At 62.3% G+C, this 18,888-nt stretch carries 18 protein-coding genes; 9 read left to right on the top strand and 9 right to left on the bottom strand.

Going from position 1 to position 18,888, the window contains the following annotated elements:
• Positions 1-13 precede the first annotated feature (13 nt).
• Together AB7951_RS11475 and pdxR are read right to left on the bottom strand one after the other, a co-directional pair.
• Entirely contained in the window at positions 14-166 is a 153-nt protein-coding gene (locus AB7951_RS11475) for a hypothetical protein (RefSeq protein ID WP_165826841.1), read from the bottom strand.
• 121 nt (positions 167-287) lie between these two features.
• The gene (gene pdxR / locus AB7951_RS11480) at positions 288-1,781 is read right to left on the bottom strand and encodes a MocR-like pyridoxine biosynthesis transcription factor PdxR (RefSeq protein ID WP_120292401.1); all 1,494 of its coding nucleotides are present in this window, start codon (positions 1,779-1,781) and stop codon (positions 288-290) included.
• A 118-nt stretch (positions 1,782-1,899) separates the two neighbouring features.
• On the opposite strand from pdxR, the gene AB7951_RS11485 reads away from it, so the two are divergent.
• Positions 1,900-2,607, top strand: a complete 708-nt coding sequence (locus tag AB7951_RS11485; protein WP_441256114.1) for a pyridoxamine 5'-phosphate oxidase family protein — start codon at positions 1,900-1,902, stop codon at positions 2,605-2,607.
• A 41-nt stretch (positions 2,608-2,648) separates the two neighbouring features.
• Here the strand turns inward: AB7951_RS11485 and AB7951_RS11490 are convergent, their stop codons facing one another.
• Positions 2,649-3,431, bottom strand: a complete 783-nt coding sequence (locus AB7951_RS11490) for a cobalamin-binding protein (protein WP_120292403.1) — start codon at positions 3,429-3,431, stop codon at positions 2,649-2,651.
• A gap of 113 nt (positions 3,432-3,544) precedes the next feature.
• On the opposite strand from AB7951_RS11490, the gene AB7951_RS11495 reads away from it, so the two are divergent.
• On the top strand, positions 3,545-3,943 hold the full coding sequence (locus AB7951_RS11495) for a PaaI family thioesterase (protein WP_093759062.1): 399 nt from the start codon (positions 3,545-3,547) through the stop codon (positions 3,941-3,943).
• 173 nt (positions 3,944-4,116) lie between these two features.
• Entirely contained in the window at positions 4,117-4,749 is a 633-nt protein-coding gene (locus AB7951_RS11500; RefSeq protein WP_120292405.1) for a GNAT family N-acetyltransferase, read from the top strand.
• 89 nt (positions 4,750-4,838) lie between these two features.
• Here the strand turns inward: AB7951_RS11500 and AB7951_RS11505 are convergent, their stop codons facing one another.
• Entirely contained in the window at positions 4,839-5,138 is a 300-nt protein-coding gene (locus AB7951_RS11505) for a hypothetical protein (protein WP_089263988.1), read from the bottom strand.
• A gap of 126 nt (positions 5,139-5,264) precedes the next feature.
• On the bottom strand, positions 5,265-5,948 hold the full coding sequence (locus AB7951_RS11510) for a DUF2161 family putative PD-(D/E)XK-type phosphodiesterase (protein WP_120292574.1): 684 nt from the start codon (positions 5,946-5,948) through the stop codon (positions 5,265-5,267).
• 126 nt (positions 5,949-6,074) lie between these two features.
• On the opposite strand from AB7951_RS11510, the gene AB7951_RS11515 reads away from it, so the two are divergent.
• Positions 6,075-6,554, top strand: a complete 480-nt coding sequence (locus AB7951_RS11515; RefSeq protein WP_093758331.1) for an MgtC/SapB family protein — start codon at positions 6,075-6,077, stop codon at positions 6,552-6,554.
• A gap of 264 nt (positions 6,555-6,818) precedes the next feature.
• Positions 6,819-8,924: a DEAD/DEAH box helicase gene (locus tag AB7951_RS11520; RefSeq protein ID WP_093758332.1), complete on the top strand. Its 2,106-nt coding sequence runs from the start codon at positions 6,819-6,821 to the stop codon at positions 8,922-8,924.
• A gap of 141 nt (positions 8,925-9,065) precedes the next feature.
• Here the strand turns inward: AB7951_RS11520 and fabG are convergent, their stop codons facing one another.
• The 3 genes from fabG to AB7951_RS11535 form a co-directional block, all read right to left on the bottom strand.
• Positions 9,066-9,746 carry a 3-oxoacyl-ACP reductase FabG gene (gene fabG / locus AB7951_RS11525; protein ID WP_120292407.1) on the bottom strand — a complete coding sequence of 227 codons (681 nt, stop codon included), beginning with the start codon at positions 9,744-9,746 and terminating at the stop codon, positions 9,066-9,068.
• 12 nt (positions 9,747-9,758) lie between these two features.
• The gene (locus tag AB7951_RS11530) at positions 9,759-10,976 is read right to left on the bottom strand and encodes a multidrug effflux MFS transporter (RefSeq protein ID WP_158596858.1); all 1,218 of its coding nucleotides are present in this window, start codon (positions 10,974-10,976) and stop codon (positions 9,759-9,761) included.
• Between the two features lie 223 nt (positions 10,977-11,199).
• The gene (locus AB7951_RS11535; protein WP_068736841.1) at positions 11,200-11,787 is read right to left on the bottom strand and encodes a TetR/AcrR family transcriptional regulator; all 588 of its coding nucleotides are present in this window, start codon (positions 11,785-11,787) and stop codon (positions 11,200-11,202) included.
• 199 nt (positions 11,788-11,986) lie between these two features.
• Here AB7951_RS11535 and AB7951_RS11540 point away from each other — a divergent pair, with 199 nt between their 5' ends.
• The 4 genes from AB7951_RS11540 to AB7951_RS11555 all read left to right on the top strand — a co-directional run bounded on the left by AB7951_RS11540 (position 11,987) and on the right by AB7951_RS11555 (position 18,387).
• Entirely contained in the window at positions 11,987-13,195 is a 1,209-nt protein-coding gene (locus AB7951_RS11540; RefSeq protein ID WP_093758336.1) for an efflux RND transporter periplasmic adaptor subunit, read from the top strand.
• 126 nt (positions 13,196-13,321) lie between these two features.
• A complete protein-coding gene (locus AB7951_RS11545; RefSeq protein ID WP_120292411.1) occupies positions 13,322-16,552 on the top strand; it encodes a multidrug efflux RND transporter permease subunit in 3,231 nt (1,076 codons plus the stop codon).
• 194 nt (positions 16,553-16,746) lie between these two features.
• A complete protein-coding gene (locus AB7951_RS11550; protein WP_199712121.1) occupies positions 16,747-17,454 on the top strand; it encodes a GrlR family regulatory protein in 708 nt (235 codons plus the stop codon).
• 81 nt (positions 17,455-17,535) lie between these two features.
• Positions 17,536-18,387, top strand: coding sequence for a tetratricopeptide repeat protein (locus tag AB7951_RS11555; RefSeq protein WP_120292576.1), 852 nt, complete (start codon positions 17,536-17,538; stop codon positions 18,385-18,387).
• A 5-nt stretch (positions 18,388-18,392) separates the two neighbouring features.
• Here the strand turns inward: AB7951_RS11555 and AB7951_RS11560 are convergent, their stop codons facing one another.
• Complete coding sequence (locus tag AB7951_RS11560) at positions 18,393-18,866, bottom strand: ClpXP protease specificity-enhancing factor SspB (protein ID WP_120292415.1); 474 nt, start codon at positions 18,864-18,866, stop codon at positions 18,393-18,395.
• Positions 18,867-18,888: the final 22 nt, after the last annotated feature.

Raw genomic sequence — 18,888 nt, forward strand, 5'->3', positions numbered from 1 at the left:
TGTGCGACCTTTATTACTTGTTCTGGATCTTGAGGCCGTCGGGGCCGACATTGATCTGCAGCCCGCTGGGTTCTTTCTTGGTCTGGTAGAGATTGTAGCCGAGCACGCCGATGCCGACGATCAGCGCGCCGATGATCAGGTAGAGCACGTTGCGATTGCCGGACATGAGGTCTCCGTTGGGGGCAGATCTGCCTGCTGGGCATTTTGTCTGCCTGGATTGTAGGGATGCGCATCCGATTCTAGAAGCGCAGCGGTTGCCGGCATTGAGTGCCAGCCAGCCTCAAGTTTTAGCCCCCCGCGCGGGTTCCACGCGTCTTTGCTGCAGGCTTGCGGTGGGCGCGCAAACTCGCCGCTGAGGCTTTCGCCAGTTTTTCCGCCGATGCGACAAGTTGACGAATGGGATGGCCGGCGAAGCCGAGCACGAAGCCCGGCGCAGGGCGAGCGCGCAGATAGGTGTCAGCCAGCAACCAGCCCTCGACGCCGGCTGCAGCCTTGGCCTTTGCGGCGATCTCAAGCGACGTCGCGGGCGCGAACTTCGCCACCAGATGCAGGCCCTGTGACGGCACCGGCACGGTCAGTTGCCCGTCCGACGCATCCGTCAACGTCGTCGCCAGAGCGTCGCGCGCCTCGCGATAGATGTTCCGCATCTTGCGCAGGTTGGCCGCGAAGGCGCCGGAGTTCAACATGTCGGCGACGGCGCCTTCCATCAATGTGCCGGGAAAGCGGTCCATCGCCGCGCGCGCCGTCGTGACCGGGCCAATCAGGCGTTCGGGCAGGGCGCAGTAGCCGATGCGCAGACCGGGAAACAGAGTCTTGGCAAACGTGCCCATATAGATCACGCGTTGCAGGTGATCGATGCCGGCGAGCGACAGCAACGGCGCGCCGTCATAGCGAAACTCGCTGTCGTAATCGTCTTCGAATATCCATGCGCCGGCGTCCTTCGCCCAGTCGAGCAATTCAAGACGCCGCGGCATCGCCATTTGCACGCCGAGTGGAAATTGATGCGAGGGCGTGACATAGGCCGCGCGCGCAGATGGCGCCGTGGCACGGCCCCTGGCGACGATCAGGCCGAAGTCATCGACCGGCACCGACACCGGCCGGGCGCCGCAATGTTCGATCGATTTTCGTGCGGCGGGGTAACCGGGGTCCTCGCACCAGATCTGTTCGCCTGGCTTGAGAATGGCTGACAGCACGATGCGCAGCCCGTGCTGTGTGCCCGATGTCAGCATGATCTGATCGGGATCGCAGCGTAGCCCACGCGCCGACAGAAGATGATTGGCGATGGCGGTGCGTAGTTCATGACTGCCGCGGGGATCGCCGTAGTGCAGATGCTCGGCGCCGAAAGCGCGCAGGCGGCGGCCGGCGAAAGCGCGAAAACGGCGCAGCGCCTGTTCGTCGATATGCGTGCAGCCGAGCGCGAGCGTGCCCCGCTGCGGTGCGTCGATGGCGATGGTCTTTGTCGGCTTGCTGCTGCTCCGCGTCGGGATACGCGCGGCGACGAAAGTGCCGGAGCCGACGCGTGCAATGGCAAAGCCATCGGCGATCAGCCGCTCATAGGCATTGGTGACGGCGTTGCGCTGAATGCCGGTTTGCTTGGCGAGAATACGGGACGGCGGCAAAGCTTCGCCGGGCTTGGCGACGCCGCCGGTGATGGCATGACACAGCGCCTGATAGAGCCGATCCTGCGAGGACGATCCTTCGGTGATATGCGCGCCCGTGAGATCGAGCGGCAGCTCGGGCTTCGAAATTGGCTTCGCCGAATTGGTCGGAATTTTTCGCATGGAATTGGCACTATCGCAGACCAAATGTGGCGGTACAACACATTCGAACGCTTCCAATTGACGGGGAATTGCCGTGACCACAGCCGAACTGAAGACCGATGAACCGACGAACGCAGACATCGCGTCATATCCGCTCACGGCGCGCAATCGCGTGAAGCGACGCCATGACCGCGGCTTCTACGACCACGAGACCGTCCATAAAATTCTGGACGCATCGATGATGTGCCATGCGTCCTACGTGATCGACGGGCAGCCCTATTGCACGCCGACCTTCTTCTGGCGCGAAGGCACGAAACTGTACTGGCATGGCAGTAGCGCCAGCCGCATGCTGAAGAACCAGACCGCGCAGCAACGCGTCTGTCTCACGGTGGCCTTTCTCGACAGCCTCGTGCTGGCACGTTGCGGCTTCAATCATTCAGCGGACTACCGTGCGGTGATGGCATTCGGAAACGCTTATCTCGTCACCGATCCCGACGAGAAGGAGCAGGCTGGCATCGCGATGGTCGACCGTTTCTTTCCGGATCGCACCGCCAGTCTGCGCGAGACCACGGCACAGGAGATGAAGGCGACGTCCTTCATCGCCATGGAGATCGAGGAGGCGTCGGCAAAAATTCGCGCCAAGGGCGTGGCTGACGATGACGAGGATTACGAACTGCCGATCTATGCCGAGCGCATTCCGGTGAGGACGGTGATCGGTGCGCCGGAGCCGTGTCCGCGGTTGTTGCCCGGTGTCGAACGGCCGGCATCCTTAAAAGCATATTCGGAAGGCCGGCTGCTCGAAGATGCACTGACCGATGCCTATTTTCTGCAGTACCCGAAGGGGTAAGGGGCGAGCATCTCAGATGACGGCGTCGGTGCTCGTGCCGGTTACGGCCACAGCGCCGCGACGATCGCGTCGAGTCCGTCCGTCAACGCTGCTGGTCCTGGCTGCAGGATCAGCGGCGATTTGATCTCATAGATGCGATTGTCGCGCACGGCAGGAATCGCGTTCCAGCCCGGTCGCTGCCGGATTTTATCGGGCACGACTTTCTTGCCGCACCACGAGGCGAGGATCACATCGGGGGCCGTGGCAATCACGTCGGCTGGCATGACGATGCGATCCTTCGCTGCCTTCTGATGTCGAAGCTGCGGAAAAGCGTCTTCGCCGCCGGCGATCTCGATCAGTTCGGACACCCAGCCGATCCCGGTAATCAGCGGCTCGTCCCATTCCTCGAAATAGACGCGCGGCTTGTTCTGCCGCAAGTTTGCTGCAGCATTGACGCTGGAAAGTCGCAGCTCCAAGCGCGTTGCGAGCTGATTTGCGCGTTCGCTGGCGTCCACCATCGCGCCGAGCGTGCGGACCATCGCCAGAATGCCGGCCATGTCGCGCTGGTTGAATACATGAACGGCGATGCCAGCGCGCGTCAGGTCTGCGGCGATTTCAGCCTGCAGATCGGAGAAGCACAGCACCAAGTCAGGATCGAGTGCGAGGATCTTCGGCAGGTCGGCCGAGATGAACGCGGACACCCGCGGCTTTTCGTGCCGAACCTGCGGGGGCCGCACCGCATAGCCGGAAACGCCGACGATGCGATCCTGTTCGCCGAGCAGATAAAGCGTCTCTACGGTCTCTTCCGTAAGGCAGACGATCCGGCGTGGCGGGAAGTGGCGCATGATGCCGATATGCCTGTTAACAAAGGGCTTGTCACGGCATGGTGTTGTGTCGTGAAATTTCATCAAGCCCGCACAACGATGGGTAAGACAAACCGCAGGGAGTTGAGGCCAGTATGACGCCGCTCGACAAGATCCACAGCCTCGCGATGCCGTTTTCGGTCTCGATGGGCGTGACCTTTACCGACGCCGACCTGGAACGCGTCGTTGCCACGATGCTGGTGCGCGAGGACCTGTGCACACTCGGCCATACGATCCATGGCGGCGCGGTGATGGCGCTCGCCGATGCGGTTGGTGCGGCGGCGACGGTCATCAATCTGCCGGAGGGCGCCAAGGGAACGACGACCATCGAGAGTAAGACCAATTTCACAGGCGGGGCGAAAGCAGGAAGCACCGTGCGCGCCATCGCAACGCCGGTTCATCGGGGGCGGAGGACGCAGGTATGGCAGACCCGAATCGAGACCGAAGAGGGCAAGCTGGTGGGCGTCGTGACGCAGACCCAACTGGTGCTGTAAGGCGGTGGTGTGTCGCGCTTAAGGTTTTATTAATGCTGGATAATTGCATGGCTCACTTGCAGTGGGCGCTGGCAGGTGCGGCATCTACGCCCTTGAATTTCATGGTGCGTCGCACAATATAGGGTGTCTAGGGAATCGACGCTTTCCTCGAGGGCAACTTGAGGATTTTGACCATGTTAGACGCAGCCACCACCATTGCCATTTCGACTCGGGCTCCGGCCCGCGGACATGTGCGTGTCCTTGCAGCCCGCGAGCTGCCGCTGTTCCGCGAACATCTCTTGAGACTGGATCGCGAGAGCCGCCGCGATCGTTTCAACGGTTCGCTCGACGACGAATGGGTTGCACGTTACGCCGAGAAGTCCGTCAATACCGGCACCGTCATTCTCGTTTACTTCGAGGATGGCATCGTGCGCGGCGCCGCCGAATTGCATCAAGCCGACCTGTCGCCGGACTCGCTGCCCGAGATTGCCTTCAGCGTTGAAGCCATCGTGCGCCGCAAGGGCGTTGGCAGCATCCTGTTCACGAAGCTGATCGCCAAGGCGCGGTCGATGGGCTACGCGAGGCTGCGTATCACCACCGGCGCGCAGAACGATGCGATGCGTGCACTGGCCAACAAGTTCGGTGCGCACCTGTCGTTCCGGCACGGCGAATCCACGGGAGTTATAGACCTGCGCGATCCCATGGGCGCTGGTGTCGCGCCGCAGCCCAAGACCTCGGCGCTCGATGTGGCGCGCGCGGTGGCCGACTATAACCGGGCTTACTGGGGTCTGTGGTTGAAGCTCGCCGGCTGGGGCAAATCGTCCTGAGCCAAGAAACTATCGCGACAAAGAAAAAGGCCTCGTGGTGAACGAGGCCTTTTTTGCGACTGCGGGGAGGGCTGTGAGCGCCCTCAAAATCAGATGCGCTTGTCGTTACCGAATTTGCGCGTCACGCGACGTTCCACGACCACCGAACGCTGAGCACCTTGCTCGCCTGCGATAACGCGGGTCACGCGCAGCGTGCCGGTCGAACGATTGGCCTTCTTCACTTCAGCCTGCACGGCGTCGAACGGCATGCCCATCAGCGAGGCGGCGATCTCCGCCTGCTGATCGAGATCCTCGGTGATACCCATCGCGGCGAAGATGGCTTCTTCCAGGGTCGGGGGATCGCGCCGTACGCGCCGCGTTCCATATTTCGTGTTCCAGTCTTCGCTCATCGCTCGCCTCAGTGTTGATTTGCGATACCTAAGCGAGCAGTTGTTGCATTGCAATATGGAATTACCGCGACAAAGCAGCCATGCAAACTTGTTCCCGGAAAACGAGAAAGAGTTTGGTCAGTAGCTTTACGACAAAGCGGATGGCGGGGCGGTATCCCGTTGGGGTTGCGGCCAACGTTTCAGCGCCGCGTAACCCGCATCGGTGAGCGCGTAGGTGCCGCGCGCCGGACTTTCGAACCAGCCATAGACATTGCGATGCAGGATCTTCTGCGCATCCGGATAATCCGGCGTGAGCTCACGCACCTTGCGCGGACCGACGACGAGCATCGCAGCGCAAGCGAGCGCCTGCTGGCGATAGGCCGTCATGATCGGCGCACGCGTGCTGCCGCCGAGCGCAGGATCGCCTTGGCGCTTCTTGTGCTCGGTGATCAGGCGCGAACGTTTCTTCGGATTGCGCCGCGGCGCAACTGTGGCCGGTGCAACGAGAACCTCGACGCCGCCAGCTTCGGTAATTCCCAGCATGCCGAAGCCGAGTCTGCGGCAGAGGTTGCGGTAGCGCGCATCGCTCTCGCGCCCCTTGCCGCGAATGGAGAGTTTGGCGGCGACCCAGACTTCATCACAGGCGCCGGCGCGATCGACAGCCTGCAGGATCAGTTCGAGATTGAAGCTGAGCTTGAGCTCGCCGATCACAACGATTGGTGGATCATCGCCATTCAGCGCCACGAGATCGCAACCGCCAATCTCGCCTTTGACCGTAAAGCCAAGGCCTTCGAGGAAGTGTTTCACCGGAAGGTAGAGCGAGGTTTCCAAATCGAACGTCCAAGCCGAGGTCCATGAGACGATGCGTCGCTGCAACCGCGACTCACCGGCGGAGTTTATCCGGGTTGGCCCGCGGCGACACCCGAGGGGCTTTATCCCTGTGCGATCGGAGACCCGGTGAAGACCCTTCTGGAAATGTCGGACAGCTTTCGTCTGTTGCCGCATCTGATCGCCATGTCGATCGCCTATGTTCTGGCGCTGCCCATCGGCTGGAATCGCGAGCGTGCCGAGCGCAGCGCCGGGCTGCGCACCTTTCCGCTGGTCGCGCTCGCCACTTGCGGCATCGTCCAGGCCACTGAGGGGTTTCTGAACGGTCATCCCGAAGGCACGGCGCGCATCATCGAAGGTCTGATGACCGGCATGGGGTTTATCGGCGGCGGCGCCATTTTAAAAGACAACGGCTCGGTGCGTGGTACCGCCACTGCAGCCAGTCTGTGGGCAACCGGCGCAACTGGCGCTGCCGTGGGCCTCGGCGCCTATGACGTGGCGGTCGTCATCTCGCTGTTCACCTTCCTGACTCTTTGGCTCCTGGTACCTTTCAAGCAGGAGGGGCCAAAGACGGAAGAGGACGTTAAAAAGCCTCCCAGCGAAATTTGAGCGACAAAATACCGGTGCTGGCGCAATTCTGTGAGGGTTAACCTCAATTCGCCCGATTTCGCCGGCACATGGCAGCAATGATTGGCCTTTTGCTGCGAAGCAGCGTAAAGCTCCGTCGATCCCGATACGCACCGGACTCCTGGACCCGACGTGACCGCCAACTGAAGGGCGGCAGATTCGTTTCCGTTTGGTCCCAAGTATTGATCCCGTGGATCTCAATGAGTCCGACCGCGACGCGGTCCGCTGCAACCAAGGTTTACATCTGTGTCATTTCTCTCGACTGGTCCGTCGCTCGCCCGCGCGTTGGCTGAGCGCAACTACAATGAATCCACCCCCGTCCAGGCCGCTGTCCTCGCTGACGATGCTGTCGGTCGTGATCTTCTCGTGTCTGCGCAGACTGGCTCCGGCAAGACCGTCGCTTATGGTCTGGCGATCGCCGAAAATCTGCTCGAAGGTGCGGAGAAGCTGCCGAAGGCTGGATCGCCGCTGGCGCTGATCGTCGCACCGACGCGCGAACTCGCGCTGCAGGTGCATGGCGAGCTGACCTGGCTCTATCAATATGCCGGAGCGCGTGTCGTTTCCTGCGTGGGCGGTATGGATCCGCGCAAGGAGCAGCGCGAACTGGCCGCAGGCGCGCATATCGTCGTCGGTACGCCCGGACGTCTATGCGACCATCTGCGTCGCAACCGCCTCGACGTCTCCGAACTGAAGGCCGTGGTGCTCGATGAAGCCGACGAAATGCTCGACATGGGCTTTCGCGAAGACATGGAGTTCATCCTCAAGACCACGCCGGCATCCCGCCGTACGCTGCTGTTCTCGGCAACGTTGCCGCGCGGCATCGCCAATCTGGCCAAGCAGTATCAGCAGCAGGCGTTCCGCGTCGAAGTCGCTGGCACCGAAGGTGGCCACTCCGACATCGAATATCGTGCGATCCGGATTTCGCCGAACGACGTCGAACACGCTGTCGTCAACGTGCTCCGCTATTTTGAATCGCCGAGCAGCATCGTGTTCTGCAACACCCGCAATGCGGTGAACCATCTGCAGACCGTTCTGCTGGAGCGCGGCTTCTCGGTCGTCGCTCTGTCGGGCGAACTGTCGCAGAACGAGCGTACTCACGCGCTGCAGGCGCTGCGCGATGGTCGCGCACGGGTTTGCGTCGCCACCGACGTGGCTGCGCGCGGTATCGATTTGCCCAATCTCGGTCTCGTCATTCACTCCGACCTGCCGAACGATCCGGAAGTGATGCAGCATCGCTCGGGTCGTACTGGCCGTGCCGGCCGCAAGGGCGTCAGTGTTCTCTTGGTGCCACCATCGCGCCGTCGCCGCGCCGAGATGCTGCTCAATCTCGCTGGCACGGATGCCGTCTGGGGATCAGCGCCGACCGTCGAGGAAATCCGCGTGCTCGATCAGCAGCGCATGCTGCAGGATACGTTGTTCACTGAAGAGTCCACCGAGGACGATCTGACGCTGGCGCGCGCGATGCTCGCCGAGCGTTCGGCCGAGGAGATCGCAGCGGCGCTGGCGCGGCTGTATCGTTCGCGTCTGCCGTCGCCGGAAGATGTGCAGGATCCCGGCACGTTCCGCGGTCGCGAGGATCGCCCCGGCAGCCGTCGCCGGGACGAAGAAGGCGCTCCGGTCCGCAAGACCCCGAAGAAGAGCGAACCGATGGGCGAGGGCGCCAAGTGGTTCCGCGTCGCCATCGGCCGGCAGAAGAATGCCGAAGCGCGTTGGTTGCTGCCGATGATCTGCCGTCGCGGCGGCATCGAGAAGGCCGATATCGGCGCGATCAAGATCTATGACGGCAATTCGGAATTCGAGATTTCGGCAGCCGCGGCTGAGAAGTTCGCGACCATGATCAAGCGTCCGGACAAGGAAGACAATATCCACATCGAGCCGCTAGCTAACGGTCCGGAAGGCGCGGTCGCATCGAGCCGCACGGCGCCGGAAGATCGCGACTATTCCAACAAGCGCCCGCGCAAGCCCAGCTTCAGATCCGATGGCGACCGTCCGGACTTCAAGGACAAGGGTGCCTATAAGGAGAAGTCCTGGAAGGACAAGCCGAAGAGCGACAAGCCTTACCAGGGCGACAAGCCGCGCTACGAGGGCAAACCGCGTTTCGACGACAAGCCGAAGTATGAAGGCAAGCCCAAGTTCGACGGCAAGCCGAAATACGATCCGGTGCGCGCCGACAAGCCGGCTTATGCAAAGCCCCGCAGCGAAGACACGCGTTACGAAGGCAAGCCGAAGTTCGACAAGAAACCACGCGCGGACAAGCCGCCCTACGTCGCCAAGGCCAAGCGCGATGGCGGTGCGCCAGCTGCCAAGCCGGCTTTCGGCAAGAAGAAAAAGATCTGGGGCAACGCCGGGTAGTCTGGGCTCCGACCTCATGGTGAGGAGCGCGCTACTTTAGCGCGCGTCTCGAACCATGAGTTGGTGATATGCAATCATCCTTCGAGACGCGGCCAAGCGGCCGCTCCTCAGGATGAGGGCGGAGCGTGGGACAAATAGTGGCTAAACCCGTCCGCTTACCGGCAGCAGCGCGCCGGTCAACGCACTCGCCGCATCGCTCGCCAGGAACAGGATCACGCTGGCGAGTTCGTCCGGCGTGACCCACTTTGAAAAATCGGCATTGGGCATATCGCGGCGGTTCGCGACTGTGTCGATCGTCGACGGCAATACGGCATTGACCGTGACCTTGCCCTTCAGCTCGGCGGCGAGCGTTTCCGTCAGCCGATGCACGCCAGCCTTCGAGGCGGCGTAAGGCCCCATGCCGGCGCCGGCCTGTAGCGCACCCATCGCACCGATATTGATGATCCGTCCGGCCTTCGACGACGTCAGATGCGGGATTGCCGCGCGCGAGGCATTGAGAGCCGTGAGCAAGTTGAGCCGATGCATCGTCTCCCAGCTCTTGTTGTTACCGTCGGCAATATTCTCGAAGGTGAATGCGCCGGCGATATTGATCAGCACGTCGATCTTGCCGAATTGTTTGACCACTGCAGCGATGGCGGCGTCGGCTTGCGCGGCATCGGAGAGGTCGACGCCGCCGATCTGCAAGCGATCTGGCGTTGAGGCCGGCGTCCTGGCGGAATGGTCGATGGCGGCAATGGTTGCACCGCTCTTAACGGCGCGTTCGAGCACGACCTGACCCAGCGCACCGGACGCTCCGGTGATGACGACGATCTTTCCGTTCATGGGGTACTCCTGTTACGCGCGATGATCCTGCCCGGAATTGGCCTTGGGTAATAGCCACAGATAGATCGCACCGGCGGCGAGCGCCATGCCGGCCATCAGGCCGGTCATCACCAGCGCCGGATGCCCGAACGGTTCGAACACCGCGATCATGGCGCTGGCGAAGGCGCCCATGACCATCTGCATACATCGCATCACGCCGGCTGCCGCACCTGCCACATGCGGCAGGTTCTGCAAGGCTTCGTGGTTGGTGCTCGGTGCAAGCAGGCCGAAGGAAAAGATCGTGAGCGCCATCAGCGGCATCAACGACAGCGTCGTGATGGCGCCGGCAGGCACCAAAGCGACGGCTACAACAGCGCTGGCGATCATCAGCAGCAGACCGGCCATGATGATCTTGCGTGAGGCCACATGGCGGCGGCTCAGGCTTCCGCTGATCAGCGAGGCAACCAGCACGCCGCAGGAGGTCAACCCGAACAGCAGCGCAAACATCGTGGTGGAGAGACCGAGGCTGCCGATCAACACGGATGGCGCGCCCGAGATGAAGGCGAACATGCAGGCGAAGGCGAAGGCGTAGAGCAGGGAGAAGCCGACGAAGATGCGATCGGACAGCACCATGCGGTAGCTCTCGAGCAATTGCGCGGGATTGAGCGAACGGCGTTTCTCGACGGGCTGGGATTCCTCAAGACTGATCGCGCCGACGATCAGCAGGATCAGGCCGACGGCGGCCTGCACCGCATAGATCGTTCGCCAGTCACTGACGGTCATCACCCAGCCGCCCAGCACCGGCGCGATCATCGGCGCGATGCCGAGTACGGCGGCGATCTGCGACAGCTTGTGGCGCGCCGTGCCGTGTTCGAACAGGTCGCGCACGATGGCGAAGGGCAGGATGGCGCAAGCGCCTGCGGCGAGGCCCTGCAGCAATCGAAACGCGAGCAGCACGGTGAAGGACGGCGCGAGCGCGCAGGCGCCTGCCGCGATCGAGAACAGCAGCAGTCCATCCAGCAAGGTAGCGCGTCGGCCGAAGCGGTCTGCGAGGGGGCCGCAGATCAGCGGCGAAATCGCAAAGCCCGCCAGGAACAGGCTGAGCGTCAGCGGGCCGCGTCCTGCGGCGTCGGCGAAACTCGCCTCGATCGCCGGAAGACCCGGCAATCCCATGTCGATCGACAGCGGTGGCAATGCGGTCAATGTGCCCAGAAAGGCGGTGAAGGCGAAACTGTCGCGCCTGAGGGCCAAAATCGATTCCTTGAAAATGCGAAAAAGTGTTTATGCGGTCGCGGCGCTATTCTGCCGGACTGATTTGCGCCGGCAAGATCCGGCGGTCAATGAGACTGCTCAGCGTGAGCCCAAGCCCGACCATGGCAACGAGCGCTGCGAGCAGCGGAAGCTGCGCGTAGTGCATGCCGGCATTCAGCGGACAATAGGCCGGCTGTGCGATCTCAAAATGCAGGCGGACGGCTCAGACCGGAGGCCAGCTGCGCATGGCCATGTCGGCGAGTTTTCGCAGTTGCTCGCGCGGTGCGCCGCCTGCGGCTTGCACGGCCATGCCCTGCAAGATGGCAGACACGTAGCGCGCGAGATCGCCGGCATCCGCGTCGGCTGGCAGATCGCCTTCGGCGAGGGCGCGTGTGAAGCGAAGGCGCAGATCGTCCTCGCTCTTCGAGCGACGCGCCATCAGTTCCTGCTTGATCGTCTCCGCGGCATCACCGCAGCAGAGGGCGCCCTGGACCGCGAGACAACCGGGATTCCTGGGATCAGTCACCGCCTCAACGGATTCGTAGAGGATATGTTCGACCGCTTCGCGGGCCGTGGCCTTCTCCAAGCCGGTGCGGAAATAGCCGCCGGGGCCATCGACGTAGCGATCCAGCGCCTTGCGGAACAGATCTTCCTTGTTGCCAAACGCTGCATAGAGACTGGGCTTGGTGATGCCCATGGCTTCGGTGAGGTCGGCCATCGACGCGCCTTCGTAACCCTTGCGCCAGAACACATGCAGCGCGAGGTCGAGGGCCGTGTCGGTATCGAATTCACGAGGACGTCCCAGTGCCACGACGGGCCCTCCAAAGTTTTCTACCGTTCAGTAGATAAGTCTCTTGACAGTGGATGTCGATAGTCCATCTATACCGGACGTTACGAATGTGTGCGTTGCAGCGAGATGCCCGGCGGGACCGGCCAGACGCGGAATGTACAGCTTAGCTACTGAAATGACAGGGCTTTACAAGGCCCACGCAGATTAAATGGGGTTCACAATGGCACATAATCTCCCTCGCAAGATCGCTTTTGGCGCCGGAATCGCGTTGGTAGCGGTCGCCGTTGGCGGCGGTGCGGCGCTGATGAATCTGTCCAGCGTTGCAGCTCAAGCCGAGTCCGGTGCGGTTGTTCCCGCTGCTGTTCAGGCTTCGGTTGCCCTGGTGGAAGCCAAGGCCACGGCGCCTTCGGACGAGTTCTCGGGCCGCCTTGAGGCAATTGAGCGCGTGGAGATTCGCTCCCGCGTCGCAGGCGCCGTTCAGGAGATCCACTTTCGCGAAGGCGCGCTGGTCAAGAAGGACGACCTTCTGGTGCTGATCGATCCGGCGCTCTACGCCGCCGACGTCGATCGTGCCCAGGGACAGGTGTCCGCGTCGCGGGCGCGCCTGATCCTGACTAAGGCCGATTTCGACCGCGGTCAGCAACTGACCAGCTCCAGCATCACCCAGCGCGACCTCGACAATCGTATCAATGCGTATCGTGAGGCCGAAGCCAACCTCAAGGCTGCAGAAGCCGCGCTCAAGACCGCCGAGCTCAATCTCAGCTACACTGAAGTGCGCGCGCCGGTCGCGGGCCGGGTCGGCAAGGTGGAGATCACCGTCGGCAACCTGATTTCGGCCGGCCCGTCCGCGCCGCTGCTGACGACGCTGGTCTCGGTCAATCCGATCTATGCAAGCTTCAATGCCGACGAACAGGTGGTGTCGCGCGCGCTGAAGACGCTGGCAGACGAGAAGACGCCGGGCGATATCGACCGCATCCCGGTTCACATGACCACCGTCACTGATAGCGCACCGGTGAAGGGCCGCATGCAGTTCATCGATAATCAGGTCGATCCGCGCAGCGGCACGGTGCGGGTGCGTGCGATGTTCGACAATGCCGATGGTCGCTTGATGCCCGGCCAGTTCGCGCGGCTCACAATGGGCCAGCCGAAGGCAGAACAGACGCTGCTGATTAGCGAGCGGGCAGTTGGCACCGACCAGAATAAGAAGTTCGTCATGGTGGTCGATGCCAAGGACAAGGCGCAATATCGCGAAGTGATCCTGGGGCCCTCGGTTGATGGCATGCGCGTGATCCTCAACGGCCTCAAAGCCGGTGAACGGATCGTCGTCAACGGACTTCAGCGCGTGCGGCCGGGTGTGACCATCAAGCCGGAGATGGTGGCGATGAACGCCGCGTCTCTCGTCTCGATTAAGGCCGTCGCGCAGAACTGATAACGACCGCCCTGTCCGCAGGCGGGCAGGGCGCTCTTCCTAATACACAGCACGTCATCGAGGTCGAGCGATCGGCCGCGCGGGGCCCTTGTACCCCGCAGGTCTGGATCATCACGGAATAGCGCCATGAACTTTTCAAAATTCTTTATTGATCGTCCGATCTTTGCCGGCGTGTTGTCGACGGTGATTTTTCTCGCCGGCCTGTTGTCGATGCCGGTGCTGCCGATCTCCGAATATCCGGAAGTCGCGCCGCCGACCGTGGTGGTGACAGCGAATTATCCCGGCGCCAATCCAAAGGTGATTGCGGAAACGGTCTCGACGCCTATCGAAGAGCAGATCAATGGCGTCGAGAACATGCTTTATATGAGCAGCCAGGCGACCACCGACGGCAGGATGACGCTCAACGTCACCTTCCGCCTTGGCACCGATCCCGACAAGGCGCAGCAACTGGTGCAGAACCGCGTCTCGCAGGCCGAGCCGCGCTTGCCGGCGGAAGTGCGCGCGCTGGGCGTGACGACGATCAAGAGCGCGCCAGACCTCACCATGGTCGTGCATCTGCTGTCGCCGAATGACCGCTATGACATGACCTATCTGCGCAACTACGCGGTGCTCAACGTGAAGGACCGCCTCGCGCGCATCGAAGGCGTCGGTCAGGTGCAGCTGTTCGGCTCGGGCGACTACTCCATGCGCGTCTGGCTCGATCCGCAGAAGGTCGCCGAGCGCGGCCTGTCGCCGAGCGATGTCGTGCGTGAGATCCGCGCGCAGAACGTGCAGGCAGCAGCGGGGCAGGTGGGCGGTTCGCCCAATGAGCCGGGCCTCGACCTGCAGCTCTCGATCAATGCGCAGGGGCGCCTGCAGACCGAAGAGGAATTCGGCGAGATCATCGTCAAGAACGGCGACAATGGCGAGGTGACGCGGCTGCGCGACATCGCCCGTATCGAACTCGGCGCCGCCGACTATGCACTGCGCTCGCTGCTGAACAACAAGTCCGCAGTGGCAGTTCCGATCTTCCAGTCGCCGGGCTCCAATGCGATCCAGATCTCCGACAATGTCCGCAAGACCATGAAGGAGCTGAAGGAGAATATGCCGGACGGTGTCACCTACGACATCGTCTACGACCCCACGCAATTCGTTCGCGCCTCGATCGAGGCGGTGATCCATACGCTGCTCGAGGCCATCGCACTGGTGGTGCTCGTCGTCATCCTGTTCCTGCAGACATGGCGAGCCTCGATCATCCCGCTGATCGCTGTGCCGGTGTCGGTGGTCGGCACTTTCGCCGTGATGCATGTGTTCGGCTTCTCGGTGAATGCGCTGACGCTGTTCGGCCTCGTTCTGGCGATCGGCATTGTGGTCGACGACGCCATCGTCGTGGTGGAAAACGTTGAGCGCAATATCGAGCGCGGGCTCGATCCGAAGAGCGCGGCCTATCAGGCCATGCGCGAAGTGACCGGCCCGATCATCGCCATCGCGCTGGTGCTGGTCGCCGTGTTCGTGCCGTTGGCCTTCATCACCGGCTTGACCGGGCAGTTCTACAAACAGTTCGCACTGACGGTGGCGATCTCGACGGTGATCTCCGCCTTCAACTCACTGACACTGTCGCCAGCACTCGCCGCGCTGCTTCTGAAGGGCCATGACGCGCCGAAGGATGCGTTGACGCGCTTCATGGACAAGACGCTCGGCTGGTTTTTCGTCCGCTTCAACCGCTTCTTTGCCAGAAGCTCTGACGCGTATAGCGGCGGCGTGAAGCGCGTCGTCTCGCGCCGCGCGGCGGTGATGGGAATCTACGTTCTGCTGATTGGCGTCACCGGTTATCTGTTCCACGCAGTCCCGGGCGGTTTCGTGCCCGGTCAGGACAAGCAGTACCTGGTCGGGTTTGCGCAGCTCCCCGACGGCGCTACGCTGGATCGTACCGAAGAGGTGATCCGTCGCATGGGCGAGATTGCGCAGAAGGAGCCCGGCGTCGAGAATTCGATCCAGTTTCCGGGCCTGTCGATCAACGGCTTCACAAACTCGTCCAACTCCGGCATCGTCTTCATCGGTCTGGATGCGTTTGACAAACGCAAGGATCCGAGCCTGAGCGGAAATGCCATTGCGTTGTCTCTGAACAAGAAGTTTGCCGGCATTCAGGACGCCTTTATTGCCATGTTCCCGCCGCCGCCTGTGTCGGGTCTTGGCACGATCGGTGGCTTCAAGCTGCAGATCGAGGATCGCGCCGGTCTCGGCTATGAGGCGCTGAACGACGCTACCAAGGCTTTTATCGGCAAGGCAATGCAGCAGAAGGAGCTGGCCGGTCTGTTCTCAAGCTATCAGATCAATGTGCCGCAGCTCTATGCGGATGTCGATCGCACCAAAGCGCGGCAGCTCAACGTGCCGGTTACCTCGGTGTTCGACACGATGCAGATCTATCTCGGCTCGCTCTATGTGAACGACTTCAACAAATTCGGTCGCACCTATTCGGTGCGCGTCCAGGCTGACGCCAAATTCCGGGCGCGGGCCGACGATATTGGCCAGTTGAAAGTTCGCTCCGACAGCAACGAGATGATCCCGCTCTCGACGCTGCTGCGCGTTAAGGAAAGTGCAGGGCCGGAGCGCGCCATGCGCTACAACGGTTTCCTGTCGGCCGACATCAATGGCGGCGCGGCGCCCGGCTATTCCACCGGCCAGGCGCAGGACGCCGTGGCGCGTGTCGCCAAGGAGACGCTGCCCAAGGGCATCGACTTCGAATGGACTGAACTGACCTATCAGGAAATCATCGCCGGCAATTCGTCGCTGATCGTGTTCCCGGTGGCGATGCTGCTGGTGTTCCTGGTGCTCGCCGCGCAATACGAAAGCCTGACACTGCCATTGTCGATCATCATGATTGTGCCGATGGGCTTGCTGGCGGCGATGTTCGGCGTCTGGTTGACCAAGGGCGACAACAACGTCTTCACCCAGATTGGTTTGATCGTGTTGGTGGGTCTGTCGGCGAAGAACGCCATCCTGATCGTGGAGTTTGCCCGCGAGCTGGAATTTGCCGGGCGGACACCGATCCAGGCCGCGATCGAGGCCAGCCGTCTGCGGTTGCGGCCGATCCTGATGACGTCGCTGGCCTTCATCATGGGCGTCGTGCCGCTGGTGACGTCCACTGGCGCAGGCTCGGAGATGCGTCATGCCATGGGTGTCGCGGTGTTCGCCGGCATGATTGGCGTCACGGCCTTCGGCATCTTCTTCACGCCGATGTTCTATGTGCTGCTGCGCGCCATGGCAGGCAACCGTCCGCTGACCCGGCATGGCGAAGCGACGGTCGATCAGGCGGCGCCGCTGGCACCGGGATCGCACGAAGCACAATCGCGCCCGCACGCCACGTCGCATTCGTAACACCCGGGACCGGGGAAGGAGACGCCTGATGAGGGCTGCTGGTCCACGAATGCGCCGTTTCGACCCATTCTAAGGCGAGGAATTGCGTAGCCTGCGTCCAAGGCTGTTGGAATCGCCCCCAATTGGCCGGGTGCGCTTTCCTCCACTGCACATCTTCCGCTACAATGCGAAAGGCACTGCAGGGGAATGACGGGTTGCGGACGGGCTTCTACAAATGCGAATACCGGGTTGATGAGGCGGTCGGTCGCAGTGTGATGTTTGTCGAGCATGGCAGCATGCTCGGCGGCAATTCCGCTTTTGCCCATATCGGCAGCTATGAGCTCCGGGGTGACGAGGTGGTGGCGGAGATCGAGAGCCGCCGCCACATGAACGATCCCAACTATCCCTCGCTGCTCGGCCAGGATGTGGCGACCATCAGCGTCATCGGCCGGCCCTATGGCGACACCTATCGTTTTCAGGGGTCGTCGCCGCAGATGCCGGGCGCGAAATTCGAGTCGGTCATGACGACGATCGATGACGGCGAGATGCCTCCGGCCGGACCGATCGGTGCGGGTGGCATCGCCAACGGGCTTTATTCGATTCATCTGCGCACACTCGACGGCATCGATGGCGGGCTCAACGGCGTGATGCTGCTGCATGACGGCCGCATCCTCGGCGGAGACGCGTTCTTCTATTATCTCGGCGCCTATTCCTCCGCCGACGGACGCTGGAAGGGCGAGATGCTCAATCAGGAACACACGCCGGCAAAAGGCGAGAACCCGGTCTTCGGCGGCCATGAAATCGGTATCGGCTTTTCCGGCACTTGCGACGAAACCGGTGCCGAACTGGAAGCCACGGCGCTGGCGGGGAAGCGGAGCCTGCGGTTGCAGGCAGTGCTGAAGCTGATCCGCAAGGCCGTGTAAGTTCCAGGCTGGCGCACGGCTTGATGGGGTGCGCGCCTGTCCGTAATGTCACCGGCGAATGACACAGGTGGCGACAAATCCATGACCCAGCGTATCGGCGCGACGCCTCTGATCTGTTTGCTCGGTATCGCCGTCGGACTGGCTGTGCTGTGCGCGCCGGTGCGCATGCAGGCCCAGTCCGCCGATCTGGTTCTGTGCGATCGCCTCGCGGCCGATCCTGCCGATCCCGACAAGCCTGCCGATGTGAAGGGCGTGGCCGATATTGCCAAAGCCGATATTGCCACCGCCATCAAATTCTGCCGGACCGCGTCCGGCGGGTCGCGCCGTGCGATGTTCCAGCTCGGGCGTGCTTACGCGGCCAATGCGCAGGCAGCTGAGGCGCTCGCGGCATGGCGCAAGGCGGCTGACAAAGGCAGTACCTCCGCCATGGTCGAACTCGGCGTCGCCTATGGCAACGGAACCGGCGTCGCGCGCGACGAGGCGCAGGCGCGCAAACTGTTCGAGCGTGCGGCTGAAGCCGGCAATCCGCGCGGCGTAAGCAATCTTGCGGCACTATCCGGAGGCGCAGGCGCGGGTTCAGACCCGGTGCGTGCACGGCAATTGCTGGCGAAATCCGCGGAGACCAATGCCGAGGCGCAATATCAGCTAGGCATGATGCTGTCGGAAGGCATCGGCGGCGCGAAAGACGATGTTGCGGCACGCAGCCTGTTCGAGAAGGCGGCAGCACAGAACCATGCGGGCGCGTTGGAGCGCATGGGCGCGTTCGCGCAAAGCGGCCGCGGTGGTGCGTCGGATAAGGATGCCGCGAAGGCCTATTATGAGAAGGCCGCAGCGCTCGGCGACGACGATGCGAAGAAGGCGCTAGAACGCATCAAGTGCCCTTATGTGCTCAAGGACAAGCGCGGCAACGTGGTCAGCAATATGTGCTTCTGATCAGCCTAGCCTGACTGCGGTCTGTCGCAGGCGCGCGCCGGCGTACCCACGTCGAATTCGCGCCGGTCATTCACCGACGGATCAACGAAATAGGTGACGGCGTTGAACGGCACCGTGAGGCGCGACTTGATCCCCTTGAACCACAGGTTGACGCTGAAGCGATCCGCGGTGACGTTCAGTCGCTCGAACTGGTGCTGCAGCACGAACGTCATGTCTTCAAGATATTTGGCGCGCTGGGCATCGGGCACGATGACGCCGTCGAACGCGGTTTTGAAAGTGATTTCGTAATAATGACGGCCCCGCAGACCGCGTCTAGCGACGTCGGCAAGCGTGAATCTCACCTCGGCATATTGGGCGAGCGGGTCGGTGGTGCAGGGCTGCTGTGCTGCCGCGTGTGATGTGAGCGCGGCCAGCATCATCATGGCAGCGGCGAGTGATGCGGCGAGTGTGCGGATGTCGCGAGGCAAGGACGGGGTCATGATCCTTTGTCGCGGCGGGAGT

The sequence above is a fragment of the Tardiphaga sp. 285_C5_N1_2 genome (assembly GCF_052076065.1).
Classification (GTDB): domain Bacteria; phylum Pseudomonadota; class Alphaproteobacteria; order Rhizobiales; family Xanthobacteraceae; genus Tardiphaga; species Tardiphaga robiniae.

Bases quoted from the DNA above. Each gene is read 5' to 3' on its own strand.
- AB7951_RS11475 (WP_165826841.1), bottom strand. From the start codon at position 166: ATGTCCGGCAATCGCAACGTGCTCTACCTGATCATCGGCGCGCTGATC.
- pdxR (WP_120292401.1), bottom strand. From the start codon at position 1,781: ATGCGAAAAATTCCGACCAATTCGGCGAAGCCAATTTCGAAGCCCGAG.
- AB7951_RS11490 (WP_120292403.1), bottom strand. From the start codon at position 3,431: ATGCGCCACTTCCCGCCACGCCGGATCGTCTGCCTTACGGAAGAGACC.
- AB7951_RS11495 (WP_093759062.1), top strand. From the start codon at position 3,545: ATGACGCCGCTCGACAAGATCCACAGCCTCGCGATGCCGTTTTCGGTC.
- AB7951_RS11500 (WP_120292405.1), top strand. From the start codon at position 4,117: ATGTTAGACGCAGCCACCACCATTGCCATTTCGACTCGGGCTCCGGCC.
- AB7951_RS11505 (WP_089263988.1), bottom strand. From the start codon at position 5,138: ATGAGCGAAGACTGGAACACGAAATATGGAACGCGGCGCGTACGGCGC.
- fabG (WP_120292407.1), bottom strand. From the start codon at position 9,746: ATGAACGGAAAGATCGTCGTCATCACCGGAGCGTCCGGTGCGCTGGGT.
- AB7951_RS11540 (WP_093758336.1), top strand. From the start codon at position 11,987: ATGGCACATAATCTCCCTCGCAAGATCGCTTTTGGCGCCGGAATCGCG.
- AB7951_RS11545 (WP_120292411.1), top strand. From the start codon at position 13,322: ATGAACTTTTCAAAATTCTTTATTGATCGTCCGATCTTTGCCGGCGTG.
- AB7951_RS11555 (WP_120292576.1), top strand. From the start codon at position 17,536: ATGACCCAGCGTATCGGCGCGACGCCTCTGATCTGTTTGCTCGGTATC.
- AB7951_RS11560 (WP_120292415.1), bottom strand. From the start codon at position 18,866: ATGACCCCGTCCTTGCCTCGCGACATCCGCACACTCGCCGCATCACTC.